Annotated in this window: 25 protein-coding genes and 1 pseudogene; 8 read left to right on the top strand and 18 right to left on the bottom strand. The window is 61.3% G+C overall.

Annotation, left to right across the window (positions count from 1 at the left end; all coding sequences use genetic code 11):
• The first annotated feature begins 88 nt into the window (after positions 1 to 88).
• Complete coding sequence (locus Q0844_RS18815; RefSeq protein WP_299048212.1) at positions 89 to 448, top strand: hypothetical protein; 360 nt, start codon at positions 89 to 91, stop codon at positions 446 to 448.
• On the opposite strand, the gene Q0844_RS18810 is transcribed toward Q0844_RS18815, so the two are convergent.
• Positions 445 to 1,422, bottom strand: coding sequence for a glutathione S-transferase family protein (locus tag Q0844_RS18810; protein ID WP_299048210.1), 978 nt, complete (start codon positions 1,420 to 1,422; stop codon positions 445 to 447). The two genes, Q0844_RS18815 and Q0844_RS18810, sit on opposite strands and share 4 nt — an antisense overlap.
• Before the next feature lie 218 nt (positions 1,423 to 1,640).
• Between Q0844_RS18810 and Q0844_RS18805 the strand changes: the two genes are divergently transcribed.
• A complete protein-coding gene (locus Q0844_RS18805) occupies positions 1,641 to 2,003 on the top strand; it encodes a hypothetical protein (RefSeq protein ID WP_299048208.1) in 363 nt (120 codons plus the stop codon).
• Positions 2,004 to 2,044: 41 nt separating this feature from the next.
• Entirely contained in the window at positions 2,045 to 3,034 is a 990-nt protein-coding gene (locus Q0844_RS18800; protein ID WP_299048206.1) for a methyltransferase domain-containing protein, read from the top strand.
• An 18-nt stretch (positions 3,035 to 3,052) separates the two neighbouring features.
• Here the strand turns inward: Q0844_RS18800 and Q0844_RS18795 are convergent, their stop codons facing one another.
• Positions 3,053 to 4,222: a MalY/PatB family protein gene (locus tag Q0844_RS18795; RefSeq protein WP_299048204.1), complete on the bottom strand. Its 1,170-nt coding sequence runs from the start codon at positions 4,220 to 4,222 to the stop codon at positions 3,053 to 3,055.
• Positions 4,223 to 4,319: 97 nt separating this feature from the next.
• Here Q0844_RS18795 and def (Q0844_RS18790) point away from each other — a divergent pair, with 97 nt between their 5' ends.
• From def (Q0844_RS18790) to Q0844_RS18770, 5 genes and pseudogenes are all read left to right on the top strand, one after another.
• Positions 4,320 to 4,838 (top strand): peptide deformylase, encoded by a 519-nt coding sequence (gene def / locus Q0844_RS18790; protein WP_299048202.1) that lies wholly within the window; start codon positions 4,320 to 4,322, stop codon positions 4,836 to 4,838.
• The gene (gene def / locus Q0844_RS18785; RefSeq protein ID WP_299048199.1) at positions 4,835 to 5,335 is read left to right on the top strand and encodes a peptide deformylase; all 501 of its coding nucleotides are present in this window, start codon (positions 4,835 to 4,837) and stop codon (positions 5,333 to 5,335) included. Before def (Q0844_RS18790) ends, def (Q0844_RS18785) begins: the two co-directional genes overlap by 4 nt.
• Positions 5,332 to 5,830: pseudogene (gene def, locus Q0844_RS18780) on the top strand (peptide deformylase). The gene def (Q0844_RS18785) and the pseudogene def (Q0844_RS18780) overlap by 4 nt, the downstream one beginning before the upstream one ends.
• Before the next feature lies 1 nt (position 5,831).
• Positions 5,832 to 6,737, top strand: a complete 906-nt coding sequence (fmt, locus tag Q0844_RS18775; protein ID WP_299048193.1) for a methionyl-tRNA formyltransferase — start codon at positions 5,832 to 5,834, stop codon at positions 6,735 to 6,737.
• A gap of 10 nt (positions 6,738 to 6,747) precedes the next feature.
• Complete coding sequence (locus Q0844_RS18770) at positions 6,748 to 6,984, top strand: hypothetical protein (protein ID WP_299048191.1); 237 nt, start codon at positions 6,748 to 6,750, stop codon at positions 6,982 to 6,984.
• Positions 6,985 to 6,989: 5 nt separating this feature from the next.
• On the opposite strand, the gene Q0844_RS18765 is transcribed toward Q0844_RS18770, so the two are convergent.
• The 16 genes from Q0844_RS18765 to Q0844_RS18690 form a co-directional block, all read right to left on the bottom strand.
• Positions 6,990 to 7,328, bottom strand: a complete 339-nt coding sequence (locus tag Q0844_RS18765) for a hypothetical protein (protein ID WP_299048188.1) — start codon at positions 7,326 to 7,328, stop codon at positions 6,990 to 6,992.
• A gap of 279 nt (positions 7,329 to 7,607) precedes the next feature.
• On the bottom strand, positions 7,608 to 7,883 hold the full coding sequence (locus tag Q0844_RS18760) for a hypothetical protein (protein ID WP_299048185.1): 276 nt from the start codon (positions 7,881 to 7,883) through the stop codon (positions 7,608 to 7,610).
• Positions 7,884 to 8,382: 499 nt separating this feature from the next.
• Positions 8,383 to 8,640, bottom strand: a complete 258-nt coding sequence (locus Q0844_RS18755; protein WP_299048182.1) for a hypothetical protein — start codon at positions 8,638 to 8,640, stop codon at positions 8,383 to 8,385.
• Between the two features lie 258 nt (positions 8,641 to 8,898).
• Positions 8,899 to 9,354 carry a ribonuclease HI gene (rnhA, locus tag Q0844_RS18750; RefSeq protein ID WP_299048180.1) on the bottom strand — a complete coding sequence of 152 codons (456 nt, stop codon included), beginning with the start codon at positions 9,352 to 9,354 and terminating at the stop codon, positions 8,899 to 8,901.
• Entirely contained in the window at positions 9,347 to 9,940 is a 594-nt protein-coding gene (locus Q0844_RS18745) for a class I SAM-dependent methyltransferase (protein ID WP_299048177.1), read from the bottom strand. The genes rnhA and Q0844_RS18745 overlap by 8 nt, the downstream gene beginning before the upstream one ends.
• A complete protein-coding gene (locus Q0844_RS18740; protein WP_299048174.1) occupies positions 9,937 to 10,389 on the bottom strand; it encodes a DUF3429 domain-containing protein in 453 nt (150 codons plus the stop codon). The genes Q0844_RS18745 and Q0844_RS18740 overlap by 4 nt, the downstream gene beginning before the upstream one ends.
• Positions 10,386 to 10,838, bottom strand: a complete 453-nt coding sequence (locus Q0844_RS18735; protein WP_299048172.1) for a YdeI/OmpD-associated family protein — start codon at positions 10,836 to 10,838, stop codon at positions 10,386 to 10,388. The genes Q0844_RS18740 and Q0844_RS18735 overlap by 4 nt, the downstream gene beginning before the upstream one ends.
• Complete coding sequence (locus Q0844_RS18730) at positions 10,835 to 11,449, bottom strand: LysE family translocator (RefSeq protein ID WP_299048594.1); 615 nt, start codon at positions 11,447 to 11,449, stop codon at positions 10,835 to 10,837. The genes Q0844_RS18735 and Q0844_RS18730 overlap by 4 nt, the downstream gene beginning before the upstream one ends.
• Before the next feature lie 459 nt (positions 11,450 to 11,908).
• Positions 11,909 to 13,678 carry an AAA family ATPase gene (locus tag Q0844_RS18725; protein ID WP_299048170.1) on the bottom strand — a complete coding sequence of 590 codons (1,770 nt, stop codon included), beginning with the start codon at positions 13,676 to 13,678 and terminating at the stop codon, positions 11,909 to 11,911.
• A 400-nt stretch (positions 13,679 to 14,078) separates the two neighbouring features.
• Positions 14,079 to 15,005 (bottom strand): CehA/McbA family metallohydrolase, encoded by a 927-nt coding sequence (locus Q0844_RS18720; RefSeq protein ID WP_299048167.1) that lies wholly within the window; start codon positions 15,003 to 15,005, stop codon positions 14,079 to 14,081.
• Positions 15,006 to 15,013: 8 nt separating this feature from the next.
• Positions 15,014 to 15,460 carry a GNAT family N-acetyltransferase gene (locus tag Q0844_RS18715; protein ID WP_299048165.1) on the bottom strand — a complete coding sequence of 149 codons (447 nt, stop codon included), beginning with the start codon at positions 15,458 to 15,460 and terminating at the stop codon, positions 15,014 to 15,016.
• Positions 15,454 to 16,074 carry a class I SAM-dependent methyltransferase gene (locus tag Q0844_RS18710; protein ID WP_299048162.1) on the bottom strand — a complete coding sequence of 207 codons (621 nt, stop codon included), beginning with the start codon at positions 16,072 to 16,074 and terminating at the stop codon, positions 15,454 to 15,456. Before Q0844_RS18710 ends, Q0844_RS18715 begins: the two co-directional genes overlap by 7 nt.
• A complete protein-coding gene (locus Q0844_RS18705; protein ID WP_299048160.1) occupies positions 16,075 to 16,929 on the bottom strand; it encodes an ATP-binding cassette domain-containing protein in 855 nt (284 codons plus the stop codon).
• Positions 16,926 to 17,912 (bottom strand): ABC transporter ATP-binding protein, encoded by a 987-nt coding sequence (locus Q0844_RS18700; RefSeq protein ID WP_299048157.1) that lies wholly within the window; start codon positions 17,910 to 17,912, stop codon positions 16,926 to 16,928. The genes Q0844_RS18705 and Q0844_RS18700 overlap by 4 nt, the downstream gene beginning before the upstream one ends.
• A complete protein-coding gene (locus tag Q0844_RS18695; RefSeq protein ID WP_299048154.1) occupies positions 17,909 to 19,030 on the bottom strand; it encodes an ABC transporter permease in 1,122 nt (373 codons plus the stop codon). The genes Q0844_RS18700 and Q0844_RS18695 overlap by 4 nt, the downstream gene beginning before the upstream one ends.
• On the bottom strand, positions 19,027 to 20,040 hold the full coding sequence (locus Q0844_RS18690) for an ABC transporter permease (protein ID WP_299048151.1): 1,014 nt from the start codon (positions 20,038 to 20,040) through the stop codon (positions 19,027 to 19,029). Before Q0844_RS18690 ends, Q0844_RS18695 begins: the two co-directional genes overlap by 4 nt.
• Positions 20,041 to 20,365: the final 325 nt, after the last annotated feature.

Raw genomic sequence — 20,365 nt, 5'->3', positions numbered from 1 at the left:
CAGATTTTGTGAAACGTTAACGGATTGTTAAGACAATCTTGTCCAGAACGAAAATGACGGGGCCGTGTTGGGGTGTCTCGGAGTGACCATGAATGTATTGATCGTAGAAAGCCGGCGAGAGCTGGGCGTGCTGTGGCAACGGCACCTCGAACGTCAGGGTGCGACGGTCTCGCTGGTGAATGGCCAGGACGAGGCAGTCGACCACCTTGCCGTGCACAGCGCCGATATCATCGTGATGGATCTGGTCCTCGATGAAGGGAGCGCGTTGGCGGTGGCCGATTTCGCCAGCTATCGCCACCCGGAGGCGCGTGTGATCTTTGTCACCGACACGACCTTCTTTTCGGACGGTTCGATCTTCAATCATTCCAGCAATGCCTGCGCCTTCGTGCCCGCGGGCACGCCGCCAGAGGACCTGGCGGCGATGGTGGAACATTACGGCGTCAGCTAGGCCGCGCGCCCGTGCGGCGCCTCGAAGTCGATGACGGGATTGATGGGCACGATCCGGTGCGGATTGATGCTTTCGTGGCTGTAGTGATAGTGGCGCACGATGTGGTCCATGTTCACCGTCTCGGCCACGCCCGGCACCTGGTACAGGTCGCGGGCGTAGGCCCACAGGTTCGGGTAATCCATCAGCCGCTTGCGGTTGCACTTGAAGTGCAGGTGATACACCGCATCAAACCGCACCAGCGTTGTCCACAGCCGCCAATCCGCCTCGGTCAGCCGATCCCCCATCAGGTACCGCGCGCCGGCAAGCCGGTCTTCCAGCCAGTCCATCGTGTCGAATAGCGGCCCAACCGCCTTGTCATAGGCCTCTTGCGTGGTGGCAAAGCCCGACTTGTAGACACCGTTGTTGAAGGTGTCGTAGATGCGGTCGTTCACAGGCTCCATCGCCGCGCGCAGGTCCGCGGGCCAGTAATCGTCCGTGTTCCCGGTGATCCCGTCAAAGGCGGAATTGAACATGCGGATGATTTCCGAGCTTTCGTTGCTCACGATCGTCTCGCGCTCTGTGTCCCACAGGATCGGCACGGTCACGCGGCCCGAAAACTGCGGATCGGCCTTGGTATAGATGTCGCGGGCAAAGGGCAGGCCGTACAGCGTGTCGCCCGTGGCCCCCCTGTCATCGGTGTCAAAGGTCCACCCGTTCGACAACATGTCGGGGTGCACGGCAGACAGGCCGATGTGACTTTCCAGCCCCTTCAGCTTGCGAAAGACCAGCGCCCGGTGCGCCCACGGGCACGCATAGGAGACATAAAGGTGATAGCGCCCGCTTTGCGCAGCAAACCCGCCCTCTCCCGACGGGCCCGCACCACCGTCCGCCGTGATCCAGTTGCGAAACTTGGCCTGGCTGCGCTGGAATGCCCCGCCGCTCGATTTCGTATCGTACCACTGGTCGTGCCAAACACCGTCTACCAAAAGGCCCATGTCGCGTCTCCTGTCTGCCTTGGGGCCGATGTAGTTGGGCGGGCCCCCCGGACCAAGCAAGGCGCTCGCGCACTGGCCCTGCGCCTGCGCACATGCATGCAACGAGAGTCACAGGAAAGCCACAACCCGAAAGACTCGCAAGCCGACATCAGAATTTAACTGGAACGACTCATGCTGCGGCCCATCTTCTGGCGCGGGGACGGAAAGGAAACACTGCCATGTCCACATTCGTACCAAAAGAGGTGCAGGCCGGGCTCGACAGCGCGCGCTTGCAATCGCTGAAGAAAGCGTCCCGCCTGCGTCTGTCGGTCGACGGCGTGACCTACCCCGTGCTGCGCATGTGGAAGACCGGATTTTCCATGCAGGCCGAGGCCGCGCCGCAATTGCGCGGATATGTGGACCTCTACGACGGGGCCATCCACCTCTTTCAATGCCTGATCGTCGCCTCGGATGAAGAGGCAGGCGAACTGCGCTATGAATTCAAACGCCTGACCGCGGTGGCCGAAACACCCGCGCTCGACTTCGTCCGGGCAGAGGATGCGCCGGTCGCATTGCTGCCGGCGGACACCAGCGTGACATGAAGACGCGACAGGTCCGGCGCAAGAATGGTATCTACCTGTAAATGAACATCGGAAAATTCTCGATCAACATCGGTATGGGGCGGTGGTTTTCGTCGCGCGAGCTGGTGGAAGCATGCTACCAGACCCTGCTTGGACGCGCCGCAGAAAGCGATGACGTCCTGCGCCAGCGGGCCCGTCAGGCGCTGACGGCCCGGCAGATCATCGACTCCTTCATCCACAGCCCCGAATACAAGGAATACCAGGTCGATCGCTCCATTCTGGACGACAACCTCAGACAGGAAAAACTGTCCATCGACGTGGATGTGTCGGACGCTGTGCGCGACCGGCTGTTCGCCCGCGTGCAGGACGAATGGACGCGCCTGGGCGAAAGCGAACCGCATTGGTCCGTCCTGACGGCCAATGAATTCCGCGCAGATGTGTTCCAGGACCACGCTGACGACTTCTTTGACACCGGCAAGTTGCAGGTGACCGATCTGCGCAGAACCGCATCGCGCAACGGGATCGACATCGACGCGTACCAAAGCTGTGTCGACTTCGGCTGTGGCGTGGGCCGGATCACATTGCCGCTGGCGGATCTGTTTGCGCAGGTGCACGGCGTCGACGTGTCGCCCGGCAATCTGGGCCTCTGCGCCGAATACGCCAGGACAAGCGGCAAGAAGAACATAAACACGATCCTGCTGGACACCATTGCGGCGCTGGACACGGTCCCGCAATGCGATGTGCTGTTTTCACTGATCGTGCTCCAGCACAATCCGCCGCCGATCCAGGTGCATATGCTCAGGACACTGCTTGCAAAGGTCAATCCGGGCGGGCTGGCGTATTTCCAGATCCCGACCTATCTGCCGGACTACACGTTCGTGGCGGAACGCTACCTAGAACAGGACCTCATGGGGATGGAGATGCACGCCGTGCCCATGCACAAGGTCTTCGGCACATTGCGCGATGCGGGGTTCGACCTGCTCGAGGTGATGCAGGACAATTACACCGGCATCGGTGCGTCACACCGGTTCTGCGCAATCAAGCGGGCCTAGGGCGGGCACGCGCCCCGGCTACTGCAGGTCGTTGAACGCCGCTGCCAACCGCTCGACCGCCTCTTGCACCCGGGCGCGGGGCGTGGCGATGTTGAACCGCAACCAACTGTCGCCGCCCTTGCCGAATGTGGGGCCATGGTTGACCGCAATGCAGGCATCCTGTTCGACCCGTTTGGTGAACTCCTCGCGGCTCATGCCCGTGCCGTCGAAATCCACCCATGACAGGTACGTGGCCTCCAGCGGCATCGAAAACAGACCCGGAATGGCGTTGACCCCCTCGTCAAACAGTTTCCGGTTGCCGTCCAGATAGGCCACCAGGTCGTCGGTCCATGCGGCGCCCTCGGGCGAATAGGCGGCCGTCGCCATGAACAGGCCGAAGCTGTTGGGCGACAGGCCAAGGCCCATCATGCGCTGCGCGAATTTCGCGCGCAGGTCCGGATCGGCGATGATCACGTTGCCGGAATGCGACCCGGCGATGTTGAACGTCTTGGTCGTGGCCGTCATCATCACCAGCCGGTCTTCGACCCCCGGAATGTGGGACATGGGAATGTGTTTGTGGCCGGGCATCACCAGGTCATGGTGGATCTCGTCCGACACGAGGATCAGCTTGTGCCGCTTGGCGAAGGCCGCAACGCCCAAGAGTTCGTCCCGCGTCCAGACCCGTCCGCCGGGATTGTGGGGCGAACACAGGATCAGCATGGTTTCCGACCCGTCCATCTGCGCATCCCAACTGTCGAAATCCATCTCGTAACGGCCGTCGGTCATGGACATTTCGCATTCGACCACCCGCCGGTTGTTGGCTTTGATGACCTTGGCAAAGGCGTGGTAGACAGGCGTGAACAAGACGACCCCGTCGCCCGGTTCGGTAAAGGTGTCCACGCACATCGCCGTGCCGTTCACGAGGCCATGGGTGGTAAAGATGTGGTCGGCCTGCACCGTCCAGTTGTGCCGTTCCTTCATCCACCACTGGATCGCTTCACGGTACGTGGTGTCGTCCCCGAAATAGCCGATGATCCCGTGATCCAGCTGGTCGCGCACGGCGTCAAGAACCTGCTGTGGCGGGCGGAAATCCATGTCGGCCACCCACATGGCCAGCCCCTTGTCCCCATCGACGCCATAGATGGCCTCCATCATGTCCCATTTCACGCAATGGCTGCCGCGGCGGTCGATGATGTCGTCAAAACTCATGGGGGTGTCTCCGTTCCTATGTGCGGCAGGCTAGCGCCCCTTGCGCGGGGTGCAAGGGGACATTGCGATGGCGGGGCGGTTGTCTTACATGGACGCCATGAAACGCCCGATCATCCTGCACCCCGATCCGCGTCTGAAAAAGACGTCCGACCCCGTGACCGACCTGTCGGACGACTTGCGCGATCTTGCAGATGAAATGCTGTCCACCATGTATGACGCGCCGGGCATTGGCCTTGCGGCGCCGCAGGTGGGCGTGCTGACACGCCTTATCGTGCTGGATTGCGTGAAGGCGGATGACGAACCGCCCCGCCCGCTGATCATGTTCAACCCGGAAATCGTGGCCGCTTCCGACACGCTGAACACCTACGAGGAAGGATGCCTGTCCATTCCCGACCAGTTCGCAGACGTGACCCGCCCGGCCGAGGTCGACGTGCGCTGGATCGACCGCGACGGCAATGAACAGCGCGAAGGCATGGATGGCCTCTGGGCCACTTGCGTCCAGCACGAGATTGACCACCTCGACGGCAAGCTGTTCATCGACTATCTCAAACCGCTCAAGCGCCAGTTGATCACCCGCAAGATGCAAAAGCTGAAACGGGAACGCGCCCGCGCATGAGTGTGCGCGAGATCCTGGTGTGGCCGCACCCGCGGCTCGAGGCCGTGTGCACTCCGGTCGAGGCGGTGACAGACGACATTCGCACGCTCGCCGCCGACATGCTGGACACGATGTATGCCGCGCCTGGCCGGGGGCTTGCCGCGCCGCAGATCGGTGAATTGCTGCGGATGTTCGTCATGGACACCACGTGGAAAGACGGGGACCGCAGCCCGGTTGTCTGCATCAACCCCGACATCCTTGATCGCTCCGAGGAACGCGGCAGCGCGGACGAGGGGTGTTTGTCGATCCCCGGTGTCACCGCAACGGTCGTCCGGCCCAGCTCCGTCCGCATGGTCTGGACCGACCTTGACGGTCTTGTCCATGACGCATGGCTGACGGGTTTTGCCGCCCTCTGCGTCCAGCACGAACTGGATCACCTTGACGGTATCGTGACACTGGACCGCGTGGACGATGCACAGCGCGCCGCCATTCTCGCCGCCTACGAGGGACAACCATGACCATCCGCCCATTCGTGTCCTGGCCCGACAAGCGCCTGCGCACCGCCGCTGCGGACGTGGCCGGGATCACGGACGACATCCGCGCCATCTGGGCCGACATGGTGGACACGATGATCGCCATGCCCGGCCACGGCGTGGGCCTTGCCGCACCCCAGATCGGCGTCATGCTGCGTCTCGCGGTGGTGGATGCCGCCCCCGACCGCAGCCGCCGCGTGCTGTTGGCCAACCCCGAAATCCTGTCCTCGGACCCCGAGGTCGTAAAAGGCACCGAGGCCAGCCCCAACCTGCCCGGCGTCTCCGCCGAGGTCCCGCGACCCAAATCCGTCACAATCCGCTTCCTCAACGATCAGGGCGTGTGGGACCGGCGCGACTTCGGGGCTCGAGGCGCGCAGCGTCCAGCACCAGATCGACCACCTGGCGGGACGCATGTATTTCGACAACCTGGGCCGGGTAAAGCGCGACATGCTGCTGCGCCGCGCGAAAAAGGGCAAGTGACATGCGCCTGATCTTCATGGGAACACCCGACTTTTCCGTCCCCGCGCTCGATGCGCTGCACAGCGCGGGCCACGACATCGCGGCCGTCTACACCCAACCGCCACGGCCCGCCGGGCGCGGCAAGAAGGACCGGCCCGGCCCCGTCCACACCCGCGCCGAGGCGCTGGGCCTGCCGGTCCGCCACCCCACATCCCTGCGCACCGCCGACGCACAATCCGACTTTGCGGCGCTGAACGCCGATATCGCCGTCGTCGTGGCCTATGGCCTCATCCTGCCGCAGCCCATCCTCGATGCGCCCACCCATGGCTGCCTCAACATCCACGCCAGCCTGTTGCCCCGCTGGCGCGGCGCCGCGCCCATCCACCGCGCGATCATGGCAGGGGACAGCGAAACGGGCGTCTGCATCATGCAGATGGAGGCGGGGCTGGATACCGGCCCCGTCCTGCTGCGCGACCGGGCGCCGATCGGGGACACCGAAACCACGGCCGACCTGCATGACAGGCTCGCCGCCATGGGGGCCCGCCTGATCACGCAGACCCTCGACAGGCTGCCGACGCTCACGGCCACGCCGCAACCGGACAACGGGGTCACCTACGCCCACAAGATCGACAAGGCCGAGGCCGCCATCGACTGGACGCAGGACGCCACCACGATCGACCGGCAAATCCGTGGCCTGTCGCCCTTTCCGGGCGCATGGTTCGATCACGCGGGCACCCGGATCAAGGTGCTGGGCTCGAACCTCGCGCCGGGCAGCGGCACCGCCGGCACCACGCTGGACGACGCGCTGACCATTGCCTGCGGGGCGGGCGCGGTCCGGCTCACCCGCTTGCAACGGGCAGGCAAAGGCGCGCAGGATGCCGATGTGTTCCTGCGGGGGCTCCCCCTGCCCAAAGGCACAAAACTGTAGGAGCACGACCATGTTTCCCACCCTCATCGGCACTGTCGTCATCGCAGGCATCGTCGGCTACCTGTCGGAAAAGACGCGCTTTACCCATAACGGCATCCTGCAATCGATCATCATCTGCATCGGCGGGGCATTCCTGTTCTACTTCGTGCGGCTGATGTTCGGGTTCGGATTCTCCAGCCCCGGGCTGAACGCCATCGTATCGTCCATCGGGGCGCTGATCATCATCCCGACACATTGGCGCAAGTAAGCCTGTCAGAACTTCTTCTTGATGATGATGCGCGACCGCGACTTGGGGTGGTGCACAAATCCGCGATGCTTGAAGCCTCGATGATGGCGGAAACTGCGGTGATGAAAGCGGTGGTGCCGCTTCACGCCATGATGGCGAAAACTGCGGTGCTTGAACCCGTGATGATGGCGCACACCGTGCTTCTTGATCTTGAACCCCACCTGCTCGACCTGCGCGACCTCGGCACCGTGCAAAGGTGCCTGGATCACCAACGCCTCCGCTTTTGCGAGGCTCGCGGATGTCAGGGTGATCGCGGCCGCGATGGCTGCAATTGCAAAGGGGGCTTTCGTCATTTTCAAAGACATATCCGTCTCCTGTCTTGTGTACGGGAGGTGATCTCTTGTCGTGCATCCCAGGTAGGGCGACAGGTTTGGTGCGATAAGGGGCAACATGGACACAACCCTGCACAGGGCTGTGTGTCTCTCGCGGGCAACGCCCCGCGCGTGCCGAAAAATCACTGCAGGCTCAGTATATTGCATGGTCACGCGCCCTCACGCCTGCCCTGTGCCCAAACGCAAACGACCCGCCTGAGGGAAAGGCGGGCCGTTCGGGGGAGGGGCGTGAGTGGTGACTGAAGCCCGGATTTAGAAGAACTTCTTGAACTTCTTCTTGGTGATGAACTTTTTCTTCGGCGACACGTATTTCTTCTTGGCCACACCATGGAATTTATACCCGTGGTGAAAGCTGTGCTTTTTCAGCTTCAGCTTGAAGTTGGCGTCGATCACCTGTGCCTGTTCCGCATCGGCGGCGGGCGCGCTGGCCCAGAACGCCTTGGCGCTGGCAGGGGCGATGCTGGTCACGGTGATGGCCGTGGCGATGGCGGCGATCAAAAGCGGGGTTTTGGTGGCTTGCAGTTTCATGTCTCTTCTCCTTGTCGTGTGGGCCGGGGTGGCCGTTCGTCTTGGAATAAAGATAGCGGAAAAGGCCTGTAACAATAAGGGACCAACCGGTCACAAACTGTCATGGAAATGACAGCGTCGCGTCATGCGGGCAGGCGTTTCCGGGGATAAAATTCATGTAAAACAGTATCTTGTTTGATAAATTCCTTGTAACAAACGATGTGGGGCGGGCCGGAATTCCGGGCTGTTTCGGCGGTTTTGGCTGTTGTGCCCCTACGTCACACCTGACCTGTGCAACAGATTTGGACCGCCCGCGTGATCCACCGGCGCGACCGGCCGTGGTGCGGATGGGCCGGAAAACAGCGTCGGCGCGCGGCCCACGCCCGGACCATCGACCGATCCCAACCTACCCCGCACAACGCCACCCAGACGAAAACGACCCGCTTGGGGGACAGGCGGGCCGCTTCAAGGTCTCGGGGTCTTGGGGGGGGGGGGAGGGAGGTGTGACGGATCCCGTACCTTAGAAGAACTTCTTGAATTTCTTCTTGGTGATGAACTTTTTCTTCGGCGACACGAATTTCTTTTTCTTCACGCCGTGAAACTTGTGCTTCTTGAACTTGGCTTTGAAATTCGCGTCGATCACCTGGGCCTGTTCCACATCCGCTGTCGCGGCGCCTTGCCAGACGGTGCCAGCGGCGGCGGGGCTCAGGCTGGTCAGGGTCACGGCGGTTGCGATGGCGGCGATCAGAAGCGGTGTCTTTGTAGCTGTCAGTTTCATGTCTCTTCTCCTTAGCGTGTGGGCCGGTAGGGCCGTTCGTCTTGGGAAAGAGATAGCGGAAAAGCTCTGTAACAATAAGGGACCGAACAGTCACAAACTGTCATGGAAATGGCAGCGCGATGTGAGGATGCGCGACGTGTGGACCCTGAAAACGCCTTGAAAACAAAAGGATAGGGGATGCCAATTCTGTAACACTTGTCGTGACAGGGGGGGCGAAAACAGCGGCAATTGCCTGTGTTTTCGCGAAATGCCCCTGCGTCACTTGGACTTGAACGGGGCCATGCCCGCACGGGCCAGTTCATCCGCGCGTTCATTTTCCGGGTGCCCGGCGTGGCCCTTCACCCATTCCCAGGTCACGTCATGCCGCGCCTGCGCCGCATCCAGCCGTTGCCACAGGTCGGCATTCGCGACCGGCTTTTTCGATGCGTTCTTCCACCCGTTGCGTTTCCAGCCGTGAATCCAGCTGGTGATCCCGTTCTTGACGTAGTTGCTGTCGGTCACAACCGTGATGGTGCTTGCCCGTTCCAGCGCCTCCAGCGCCGAAATGGCCGCCATCAGCTCCATCTTGTTGTTGGTGGTTTGCGCCTCTCCGCCTTGCAGTGTGCGTTCCTTGATCACCGTATCGCCGTCCATGGCACGCAGCAGCGCGCCCCAGCCACCGGGGCCGGGATTGCCCGAACAGGCGCCGTCGGTATAGGCAAACAGTCTAGGCACGGGTGGCCTGCAACACGATAAAGGGGGCCACCTCCCCCGACAGGCCCGCCTCTTCGCCCGTGCGGCTGACGTCGATGATAAAACCCGTCCGGGTCAGCAGATCGGTCAGGTCATCCTCCGTCATGTAGGAATAGAGACGCCCAATGCTGTCGCGATGTTCGCCCGATCCCAGTTTGACGCCGAAATGCAGAATTCCCCGGGGTATCAGGGCCGTGTGGATGGCCGCAAAGTAATCCGGCCATTTGGCAAGCGGCGTATGCAGCATCGAGAAGTTGGACCAGACGCCCGCATAGATGGCCTTGCCCGTCAGGTCATCATAGCCCGCCTGCCGGGCCGTGACACCAGGATGCGCGCGCACCAGATCCAGCATCTCCGGCACCGGGTCCCACGCATGTGCCTCCAGCCCGGCCTGCGCCATCGCGGCGGCGGCAAAGCCCGGCCCGCAGCCGATATCCAGCACCGGTGCGCCCGCGGGCACATGGGCGACAAAGCGTTGCACCATCGGGTCGTCGCCCGCGTCCTTGACCAGATCGGCATATTCACCGGCCTTGGCGGCATAGACATCCAAAGTTTCACGGTCGGTCATAGAAAGGCAGTGACCCCCAGACATGCGACCACGATGGCCGTCAGCAAGATGCGCAGCTGCATCCACCATTGCGGTGTCAGGCCCCAGCGCGAAAAGGCAAAGTCGAGCATCAGCAGGCCCGCAAAGCCCACAATCAGGTTCATCGCGGCACTGGTGGGGCCGCCCCCCGTCATGAAGAACGCCCACAGCGCCGGGATCACCGACAGGGCATAGCCCGTGGCCGCCCGCGCGCCGTCGGCCCTGGTGGCAAAGCCCCAAAGGACGCCGGACATAAAGGACAGAATGACTGACCCATAAAACAATTGTACATAAGGCCCGATGAACCTTGGCCCGAGATAGCGCTGGCCGATCGCGGCCAGCTCCGGACTGAGCACGGTGGCCGCACCCCAGACGAAGGGGAGCAGACCTGCAAGGCCCAGAAGCAGCGGCGCGCGGGGGAGTGTGTTCATAGCTCGGCGATCAGTCTTGCGATGCGTTTGGCGCGGGTGTCGACCCTTTTGGCTGTGTTGACAAGATGCAATCTGGAACGTTGTCCCCCCAGGGACAAGGCCGCCCATATGTCGTTGCATCCCGCGGCGCGGATGGCGGCGGTCACATCGTCGGGCACCTCGACCAGATCGGGATCGACGGCCCGGACACGCGCCTCGAACGGCAGGCCCACCCCAAGCCCGCTGTCGCGCAGAAAAGTCTTGCCCGTGTAGACAAACGTGCCTGTGATGACGGGCGCTTTGGTGAGGGCCAGGTTGACGGGAAAGTCCCCGAACTCGCCCTCGATCCGCTCGGTGTTGGGGGGCAGGGCGGACACGACATGTTCGGGGACGCGCAGGATCGTGTAGGTGGCCTTGCCCCATTCCATCGGTTCGATCACACCCTCGAACCAGAGCCAGTCGTCGCTCATGCGCGCTCGAGCGCGAGGCGCCCGGCAAGGGCGGCGAAGATGGCAGCAAAGCTGCGCGACACCCAGCGCATCACGATCTCTGACCCAAGGATCCAGTGCCGCGCGGCAGCGGCGAAAATGCCGTAGAGAACAAAGACCGCAAAGGTCATCGCCATGAAGACAAGACCAAGGGTTGCCATCTCAAGCGTGGCGGTCGCGGCATTGCCCGACAGGAACGGGGGCAGGAGGGCCAGGAAAAAGATCGACAGTTTCGGGTTCAGAATGTTGATCAGCGCACCCCGCCGCGCGATGCGCCAGCCCGCATCAGTACTGCGCTCGGACGAGATGTTGAGCGCCCCGCCAGACCGCAGGCTGCCCCACGCGAGCCACAGGAGATAGGCGACGCCCGCGAATTTCACGATGTTGAAAAGCAGGGCCGAGGTATGAAGGATCGCCGCCAGCCCGAGGGTCGCGGCCGCGAGGTGCGGAACAATCCCGAAGGTACATCCGAGGGCTGCCCAAAGTGCTGCGCGGCGGCCTTGGCCAAGGCCCAGCGCGAGGGTGTAGATGACGCCCGTACCGGGGGCGATGACAACGACGAGGGCGGTCAGGAAAAACTGGACAGAGAGCATGGCAACCTTCGGGTTTGAACAGCCGAAGGCTAGGGTCACGGGGCCGGTTTGGCAATCTGTCCCCGCGGGGACAGCCTGTTCGGTGGGGTTACGGGATGTTCAGCGCTTTGTGATTTATGCGTGGATACAGAGGGTTGGTTGCCGTTCTGTGCGGATACCAAACTTTAACCACGGGCAAGCGATGCTGCTTGCCGAAGGCGGGCGGAGTTCGGGAAAGCGGGAGAAACCCGGTTGGGTTTGAAGGCTGCGGGTGTTGGGTGATCGCATTTGGATACGTGGCCCGGGTGGAGCGACGCCAGCAATGCGCAGGAGGCGGGTTTTGCAAAGTCTGGCGACAAGGTTCACGGTGGGCCAGGAAATGCACCTGAGTTGTGCGCCACTTCCATAATCTGATTTTGCGAGGGTTTGGCCACTAGTGCATAAGCCATAGCTCATTCACCAAAGGTTGCTTCCCGCACCCTAGTATGCCTTCACATCGAACGCTTCATTGATCTTATTGAACAGCTTCACGGCATTGGTCTCCGTGCCAGCAGGTAGATCGCCAACGTTTTTCCAACTGTCGAATTCGCGGAGCATCTCCTTGAGGACATCCTTCTTTTTCAGTTCGCGGTTGTGCTGTGATTTGAGAGTTTCTTCAACCCGCTTAGAGATCAGTGTGGTTCCGTCTTGTGTCAAATCTCCGGGTGTCATAGCGATTTTGTAGGTCCTGTTGACGCAGCCAAGATACCATTCATCTGGGAACAAGTCCTCGATTGCGACATCGGTCTTCGACACGCCAGACGCCTTTCCAATCATAAGGACACGAAAATTATGACCTGTTTCATCTGCGTACTCCTTTAGGTCCATCGCCTTGATCTTTTCATGTGCCTTGTTTCCTGCTTCGTCTGTATCAAGTAGAACGCCCGCATCCCAACGCTGACCTATTGCGAAAGCTGCATACATTGGAGACTTTGAAGAAGTCTCGGCAGGCCACATGTAAATCTCGTCCGAAAGCCCCTCTTTGCCGCCCTTAGTCAACAGACTAGAGAGCTTGCTTAGAATAAGTGCATCGGTGCCGCCTTCGACGATTAGAACTTTTCGATTGCCTAGCATCCCCGAGAGATCGCCCGTCAGCCCCAACGAACTTTCAATGACGGCCATTGGCGCGGCTTGGCTACTGACGACGCCATGCGTTACTTTCAGATGGTGCTTGTTATCGGTTTCGACGATACGCACCCTTTCAGGGTTAGTTTGATCGACCATTGACGACAGGTGAGTAGTGTAAATTATTGTGTTCGTCGCAGAAAGATCGTCAAAGACGCCCAGAAGGTCGCGCTGACCGCTGTAATGCAAATGGATTCCCGGTTCTTCCAAAAGAAGTGTACAGTTTTCGAATTCACCCTCAGACGCATGGGTGAACTTCCAAGCAAACGAAACATACCAGCGGAACCCAGTTGAACGGCGGTTCAAGCGAACAGGAAAGCCGATTGCTTGATCTTTTGCGAAGATGTTGAGCGTTTCACCGTCAATGCGAATATCGAAGTCTACGCGTTTCTGCTTCCAGAGCCTCTGAAATTGAGCTGTCAAATATGCGGATGCTGCGACTGTGTCGAACTGGCGAAGTGTCCGACCTTCACTATCTCCGCCCTTTTTGACGATCTCGTCGAGATCGAGGTCCGCAAGATCGAGGACAATCAGGATTGTTTGATCTTCAACGGATAGCTTGTGACGTTCTCCGCCTTCAGCTTCGAGACGTTGTTTCAACTCGTTAAGTTCAACCTTTGCTCCGGAGAACTCGTAATCCTGAATCAGCACAAAGCGTGGTACATGCTCACCGGCCCATTCTGATACCTTGTCTTCGGACAGACCAAAGTCTCCAGGTGTGACCGCGTTGCCATCCCGATCGTGCAGGCCAAAGCCAGTGAGGTAACCATAGTTGCGATAGGCGAAAAGGCGAAGCCCAGCTGGTGGCGCAGCGGCCGCTACCTCAAGCTCATAGCCGTCATCGTCCGTCGGCACTTCTGTCGCGAATTCAAACAGCGCTTCGGCCTCGCCTTCGTCAAACTCAAAATACGCTTGTGCAACTGTCTGACCCTTCGCATTTTTTCTGCCCTTCCAGTCGTCAACTGGCCAATCCTCATCTGGGTTGTACCGGGTTTCAACGTAGGAATGCAGACAATACAGCGCCTCAAAGAGGTTGCTTTTACCCGCTTCGTTTTGCCCAACGATGGCGGTCACATCGGTTGTCATGATCCAGCCAGAGTCGAGTACATTACGATAATTCGTGATCCGAAATTCTGAAATTCGCATAAATATGCCTCAAATCCTTAAGTTGAGCACAATATATGCTAAAAAACTGCGTGTTGCGAGTCTTCTACCTTAGCAAGTTCGCGAAATTGCATGAGCCCTTGTATGTGTCGCTTCCAGCGCCTCTGCAACGTCCGCTTCGGACTGCCAGCGCACGCAATGTGGAGAAACTTTCCCTGCTCGTGTTGGACCGGCGCCTTCGGCTTGAGTCCGGTCTGGTCAGCGCATCGCACACCGGACCGCAGAAAGCATTGGCGTCTCTGGAGCCTTGTCTCCTGTGGCCCGCCGTGCGTCGTTTCCGTGTGTGCCCCCGGGGCGCTTTCTCAACCGGTCCGCACTGACCTCAGGTGTCTTTCCAAACCGGGTTCGTCCAGGCGCGTTTGCCGGCCGCATCCATGACGGTCAGTCGCATCCAATCGCTCTCCGACACCCGGCCAAGGGGCAGCTCGACCTGTGCCATCGCGTGGCCATGAACCGCCGATGTCGCAGAACCGCGCCCTTGAACGATGACGCTTGCCGCGGGCGAACACCGCACCGTGACCGAGCGCGCGCCCCACACGACATCATGGATCAGCGGCCCGGTGGAGGCATACATGTGCCCCGCCTTGAGCGCGGCCAGCAGCGCCTCGGGCGTGTTGGCCTCGGCCTTGACCATCGTCCAGCCGCCGAAATGGTCCGGTTCGGAGAAATGCGCGTCGTCCGTGGCGCAGAGCGTCAGCGTGCGACCCTCTTCGAGCAGCCGGTCCAGATGCCAGAACCCTTCGGCCCGGTCCGCGCCAACCTGACAGCCGTGGTTGTAGATTTCGACCGCATGCGCCGCGTCAAGGCTGCGCGCATCCGCGAGGGACAAACCGCCCCATTCGGGGTGCGCAATGGCCACAAATGCGGCCGCGTCCCGACAGCGCCTGGCCAGGTCAGGCCCGGTTTCCATGCCGTCCACGGGCGAAAAGTGGGGCGCGTTTGGCGGGGCGAAATCCGGCGGAAGGCCCACGGCAAGGATATGCCAGAGTTCCCCGTTTTCCATCGCGCCGGAATGCACCTCGGCGCCCAGGATGGTTGTGAAGTTCTCTGTTCGAAACGGCACCGTATCCACGATGGGATAGTCGTAAACGCCAATGAAATGATCCGTCAGGGCGATGAAGTCATAGCCTTCGTCGCGGTAGCGGCGGCAGACCTCTTCCGGCGTCAGCACGCCATCGGACCGGTTCGAATGGGTGTGCAGGTTGCCGCGCCAAAAGCGGCCGGGGGCGGTGAAGGCGGGATCTTGCATGGGGAGCCTCAGTTCAAGGGTTTGGTCATGTGGATGCGGGGGATGTCGTCCTTGCCACTTGCCGGGGGCCGCAGATCGGTGACGCGGTAGCCAAGCGAGGAATAGAAGGCGACAAGGTCCGTGTGCACCTGCGCGGTATAAAGCGTGATCTGGGCAAAGCCTGCCCTGCGCCCCAGACCTTCGAGCGCTTCCATCGCGCGACGTCCCGTTCCGCGGCCTTGGTACGCGGGATCGATGGCGATCTGGTCGAGTTTAAGCGCATCGCCGTCGCGGTCGATGACGGCGCAGCCCTTGGCCCCATCGATCCAAAGCACGCGGCCCTGTGCTATGGCCTCGGGCAACCACGGGTATGGTCCCGGCCAATCGCGGCCAAGTGCGCGGACATACGCGACAAAGGCGGTCTCGATCAGCCGCTCAAGTGCGGCTTCATCCTCGGGCTTGGCCTGCGTCAGCATTTGCGGAACACCATGACAAGGCCGCGATCCTTGGCGTGGGGGTGGTCCGCGCCGTCGTAGATCGGGATGTCGCGGAAACTGAGCGGGCCGATCACGCCTTGCGCATTCAGGATGGCAAGGGTCGATCCAAAGCCCATGCCGTCAAAGACCGGCGGGATGCAGCCACACACGAACAGCGCGCCGGGGCGGCATACGCGGAGCAGTTCGGGCAGGCATGCGGGGCCCACATGGCCATGGGTGAACGTGCCCGAGGAGATCACACCGCCATAGGCGCCATCCGCTATGTCGAGCGGTTCAAGCAGATCGCCCACAATCCGGTTCCGATAGAGACCCTTTTCGCCCGCCACATCCAACATCTGTTGGGTGATGTCGATGCCGTCCACCGCAAGCCCGCCCAGATGTTCGGCCACAAGGCCCGTTCCCGCGCCAATGTCGAGGATCGGTTCATTGCCGTCATTCAGGTCCTTGAACACCGCCGCAATCTCGCGCGGGGCGATATAGCCCCATCCCTGACCGAAACTGCTGTCATAGGTGGCGGCCCATTTTCCATAGAGGTCTTTGGCGCTGTCGGGGCCGTCGATGGTATAGGCGTTATCAAGATCGTAATCGGGCATTCAGCTCACCTCTACGCTGCCGCGTTCAAATTGGACAACCCGGCTGCGCTGATCTGGGTCGAGCGACGGGATCGCGGCCAGCAGGCTTTTGGTGTAATCATGCTGCGGGTTCGCGAAAATCTCGCGCGTGGGGCCTTCCTCGACGATCTCGCCCAGATACATCACCGCAACGTAATCGCAGACATGGGCGACGACGCTGAGGTCGTGGGAAATGAACAGATAGGTCAGGTCCAGATCGCGCTGCAACTGCTTGAGCAGGTTGAGGATGTCGGCCTGAATGGAGACATCGAGCGCGGCGACACATTCATCCGCCACGACGAATTTCGGCCCTGCTGCCAAGGTCCGCGCGATGGAAATGCGCTGCCTCTGCCCGCCGGAAAAGGCATGGGGGTAGCGGCGCAGGTGTTCGAGGTTGATCCGGCATTTGCCTGCAATCTCGCGCACGCGGGCGTCGGTGTCTTCGCGGGTTTTGGTGAGGCCCAGCAGTTCCAACGGTTCGGCGATGATGTCGCGCACGGTCATGCGCGGGCTGAGCGCCGCGTAGGGGTCCTGGAAAATCAGCTGGGCCTGGGTGCGAAAGTCACGCTCTTCCGTTTTGGACATGGTGCCAATGTCAAAGCGCCGGGTGCCGTCGTCATATGTGATGGTCCCTGCGCTGATCGGCGCGGCCTTGAGGATCGCGCGCCCCAGCGTCGTCTTGCCGGACCCGCTTTCGCCCACCAGCCCCACGAAACTGCCCTTGGGGATCGTCAGGCTCACGCCTTTCACGGCCTTGATCATCGGGGGCGGGCCAATGAGGCGCCGCCCGATGGGGAAGGACACCGTGAGGGTGTCGATCTGGACAAGCGGGGTCATCGCACATCCTCCGGGAAGAGGGCGGCGAAATGGCCGGGGCGTATTTCGGTCATGGGCGGCACCTCGGTCTCATAACGCGAGCCGGGGGCCAGTTCCGCGTTGCGGGTGTGAAACACGCAGCCCGAGGGGCGTTCCAGTGGCGATGGGATGTCGCCGGGGATCGGCGTCAGCGGCGCATCGAGATTGTCGAGGTCGGGCAGGGCGTTCAACAGGCCGCGCGTATAGGCATGCGCGGGGGTGCGCAGCACGTCACGCACGGCCCCTTTTTCCAGGATCCGCCCCAGATACATCACCGCCACGCGGTCAGCGGTCTGGGCAATGACGCCAAGGTCATGGGTGATGAACAGGATCGACATGCCGAAATCGCTTATCAACTCTTTCATCAGGTCGATGACCTGCCGCTGGATCGTGACGTCAAGCGCGGTTGTCGGCTCATCCGCGATCAAAAGGCGGGGCTTGGTGGTCAGCGCCATCGCGATCATCGCGCGCTGACGCATGCCGCCCGAATATTCGAACACATATTGATCGAACCGCCGCGCAGGTTCGGTGATGCCGACGCGGTCGAGCATTTCGATAGATAGCTCTTTGGCCTGCGGTTTGGACATGTCGGTGTGGATTTGCAGCTGTTCGACCATCTGCTTGCCGACGGTTAGCGCCGGGGCAAAGCTGGCCATCGGTTCCTGAAAGATCATCGAGATCTGACCACCCCGGATGGGCAGCATGTCGCGCTCGCGCCTCAGGCTGAGCACGTCGATGTCAGGGTCCCCATGCAGGGTGATTTTCGACGCTGGATCATAGACCGTGTTGCGCCCATTGAGTTGCATCAGCGCCTTGGCGGTCACGGATTTGCCGGACCCGCTTTCGCCCACGAGGCCCAGAACTTCGCCGTGTTGAATATCGAAGGAGACGTTTTCGACAGCCGTGATCAGCCCCTCGTCGGTCCTGAAGCGTATGGTCAGGTCCTGGACGGTCAGCAGGCTCATTTCTTGGCCTCGCTGTACGGGTCCGCCGCGTCGCGCAGCCCGTCACCCACAAAGACAAAGGCCATGACAAGCGCCACGAAGAACAGGACGGGGATGAAGTACCATTGGTAGTTCAGCAGCACGTCCGCGTTGGTCGTGTTCTGCAGCAGCACGCCAAGCGACGTCACCGGATCCTTGAGCCCCAGCCCGATAAAGGACAGCGCGGTTTCCGACAGGACCATGTAGGGAAAGGAAATCACCAGATCGACAATGATGTAGCTGGTGAACGAGGGCAGCAGGTGGCGGCGGATGATGTGCCCCGAGCCTGCGCCGGACAGTTGCGCGGCCAGCACGTAATCCTGGTTCCGCTCGACCAGCAAATGGGTGCGCACGCGCCGCGCAAGCGTCGGCCAGCCGATCAGCCCGAGGATGATGGAGATGAAAAAGAACCGCGTCTCCGCGCTCCAAGTGTCGGGCACGAAGGCGGCAAGCGCCATGAACAGCGGAATGGCCGGGATCGTGCGGATCGCATCGGTGATCATCTGAAGGACGCCGTCCACGACCCCGCCGTAATACCCCGCGATCCCGCCAATCGCCAAGGCCAGCACGAACGAGATCAGCACGCCAAGAGTGCCCACGGCGAGCGAGGTCTTGATCGCGTGCAGCGTGCGGCTGAAGATGTCCTTGCCCGTGTCATCGGTGCCGAACAGGTGGATCGTACCGTCGTCCACGCCGAAGAGGTGCCGGTCCAGCGTCACGCCGAACCAGCGGTATTCGTCCCCCTTTACGAACCATTGCACATAGCGGCGGTCATCGGTGTCGATGGTGCTGACCCAGCGAAAGTTCGTCTCGATCGACCGCTCGCGTTTGACGCCATAGATGAAGGGCCGGGCGGAGCATCCTGTGTCGTCGCAAAAGCGCGGGATCTGTGGCGCGCCGTTGGTGTATTCCTTGTTCGCGCCCGCAATCGTGGGATTGTAGGGACCGACAAAATCCGCAAAGAGCCCCAGCAGGATCATGAGACCCAGCACCCAGGCCGCCACCATCGCCGCGCGCTGTTTCTTGAAACGCGCCCAGATCAATTGGCCTTGCGAGGCGGTGAAATAGGCCTCTTTCGCGCTTTGGCTGACCTCGGTCATGACCGGCTTCCCATGACGGAATTGCGCATCCGCGGATCAAGGGCGGCCAATGCCACATCGGTGATGAAGTTCAGCCCCACAATCGTGGCGGTCAGAAGGAAGATGATGGCACCGGCAAGTTGCTGGTCGTTGGACCGCGCGAGGGCTTCGAGCAGAAGTGCGCCGGCTTCGGTCAGCGTCAGGATGATCGCCACGATGGGCAGTTCGTTGAAGATCCGGTTCAGATCGAAGCCCAGTGAATTCACAATCGGCCCCAACGCATGGCGCGCCGGGTAACGCCAGAGCAGCCGCCGCCCATAGAGGCCCCGTGCGCGCGCAGCCGTGACATAAAGCTTGCTCTGCTCGTCCAGCATCAGCGCCCGCACCGTTTGCAGGGCAAAGGCCGTGGCCGACCAGCCCAGGATGAAAATCGGCAGCCAGGCCCGGCTCATGAAGTCCCAGAACTTGGCCATCGACCACGGTGCGTCGCGAAATTCCTTTGAGAAAAGCCCCGACAGACTGTCCCCGAAATAGACGGTCGAGATCAGCATGATGATCAGCGCCAGCAGGAAATTCGGCAGCGCAAGGCCAAGATAGCTGACAAAGCGCAGGATGTTGTTGACCACCGGATTGTGGGAATTGGCCGCATAGATGCCGACGGGGATCGCGATGAGGTAGGCGACAAACAGGGCCGCGAAACAGATCCCGGCCGAGATCAGGAATTTCGACCCCAGAAGCTGGCTGATCTCGACCCGCAGGATGCAGCTTGATCCGAAGTCGCCGACAAAGGCGCCCGTGACCCATGTCGCCCAGCGAAAGAGGAAGGGCTGATCCAGCCCCAGCCGCGCCCGCTCTGCATCGATGTCTTCGAGCGTGAGGTTCTGACCTTGGGTGTTCTTGTAGGCCAGGTAGCGCTCGGCGCAGTCGCCGGGCACAAACTCCATCAGGGAAAAGACGATGAAGGACACGATCAACAGCGTGACCACCGCCAACGCCGCCCGTGTCGCCACGAACCTCGCAAAGTCGCCCATCGCCACATCCCCCAGCCGTGGGGGCAGTTACCGTCAAGGATGCAACAGTTTTGTGAAAGGGGATGGGGTGTGGGCGTGCGAAGACGGTGATCGCCTGTTTGCGGGGCAGACGTTGACGCGGAACGTCTGTCGTGCGCGACTTGGCTGCTGGTCAGATAATTTCTTCCGAACTCCACGGTGTTCCGCCTTTCGACAGCTTTGACCGGACCACCCTGTGGAGAAGCGGTCAGGATTGGGCGCCATGGGACTGTGCCGCCCGAAAGGGACGTCTTTGCGCGCAGCCAGTTGATTTGAAGACAAATGGTGCGTTCGGCGCGGGCGCGGA

The organism is uncultured Tateyamaria sp., assembly GCF_947503465.1.
Taxonomy (GTDB): domain Bacteria; phylum Pseudomonadota; class Alphaproteobacteria; order Rhodobacterales; family Rhodobacteraceae; genus Tateyamaria.
Note: the sequence above shows the minus strand (reverse complement) of the source record. Positions and strands in the feature narration are given on the sequence as shown.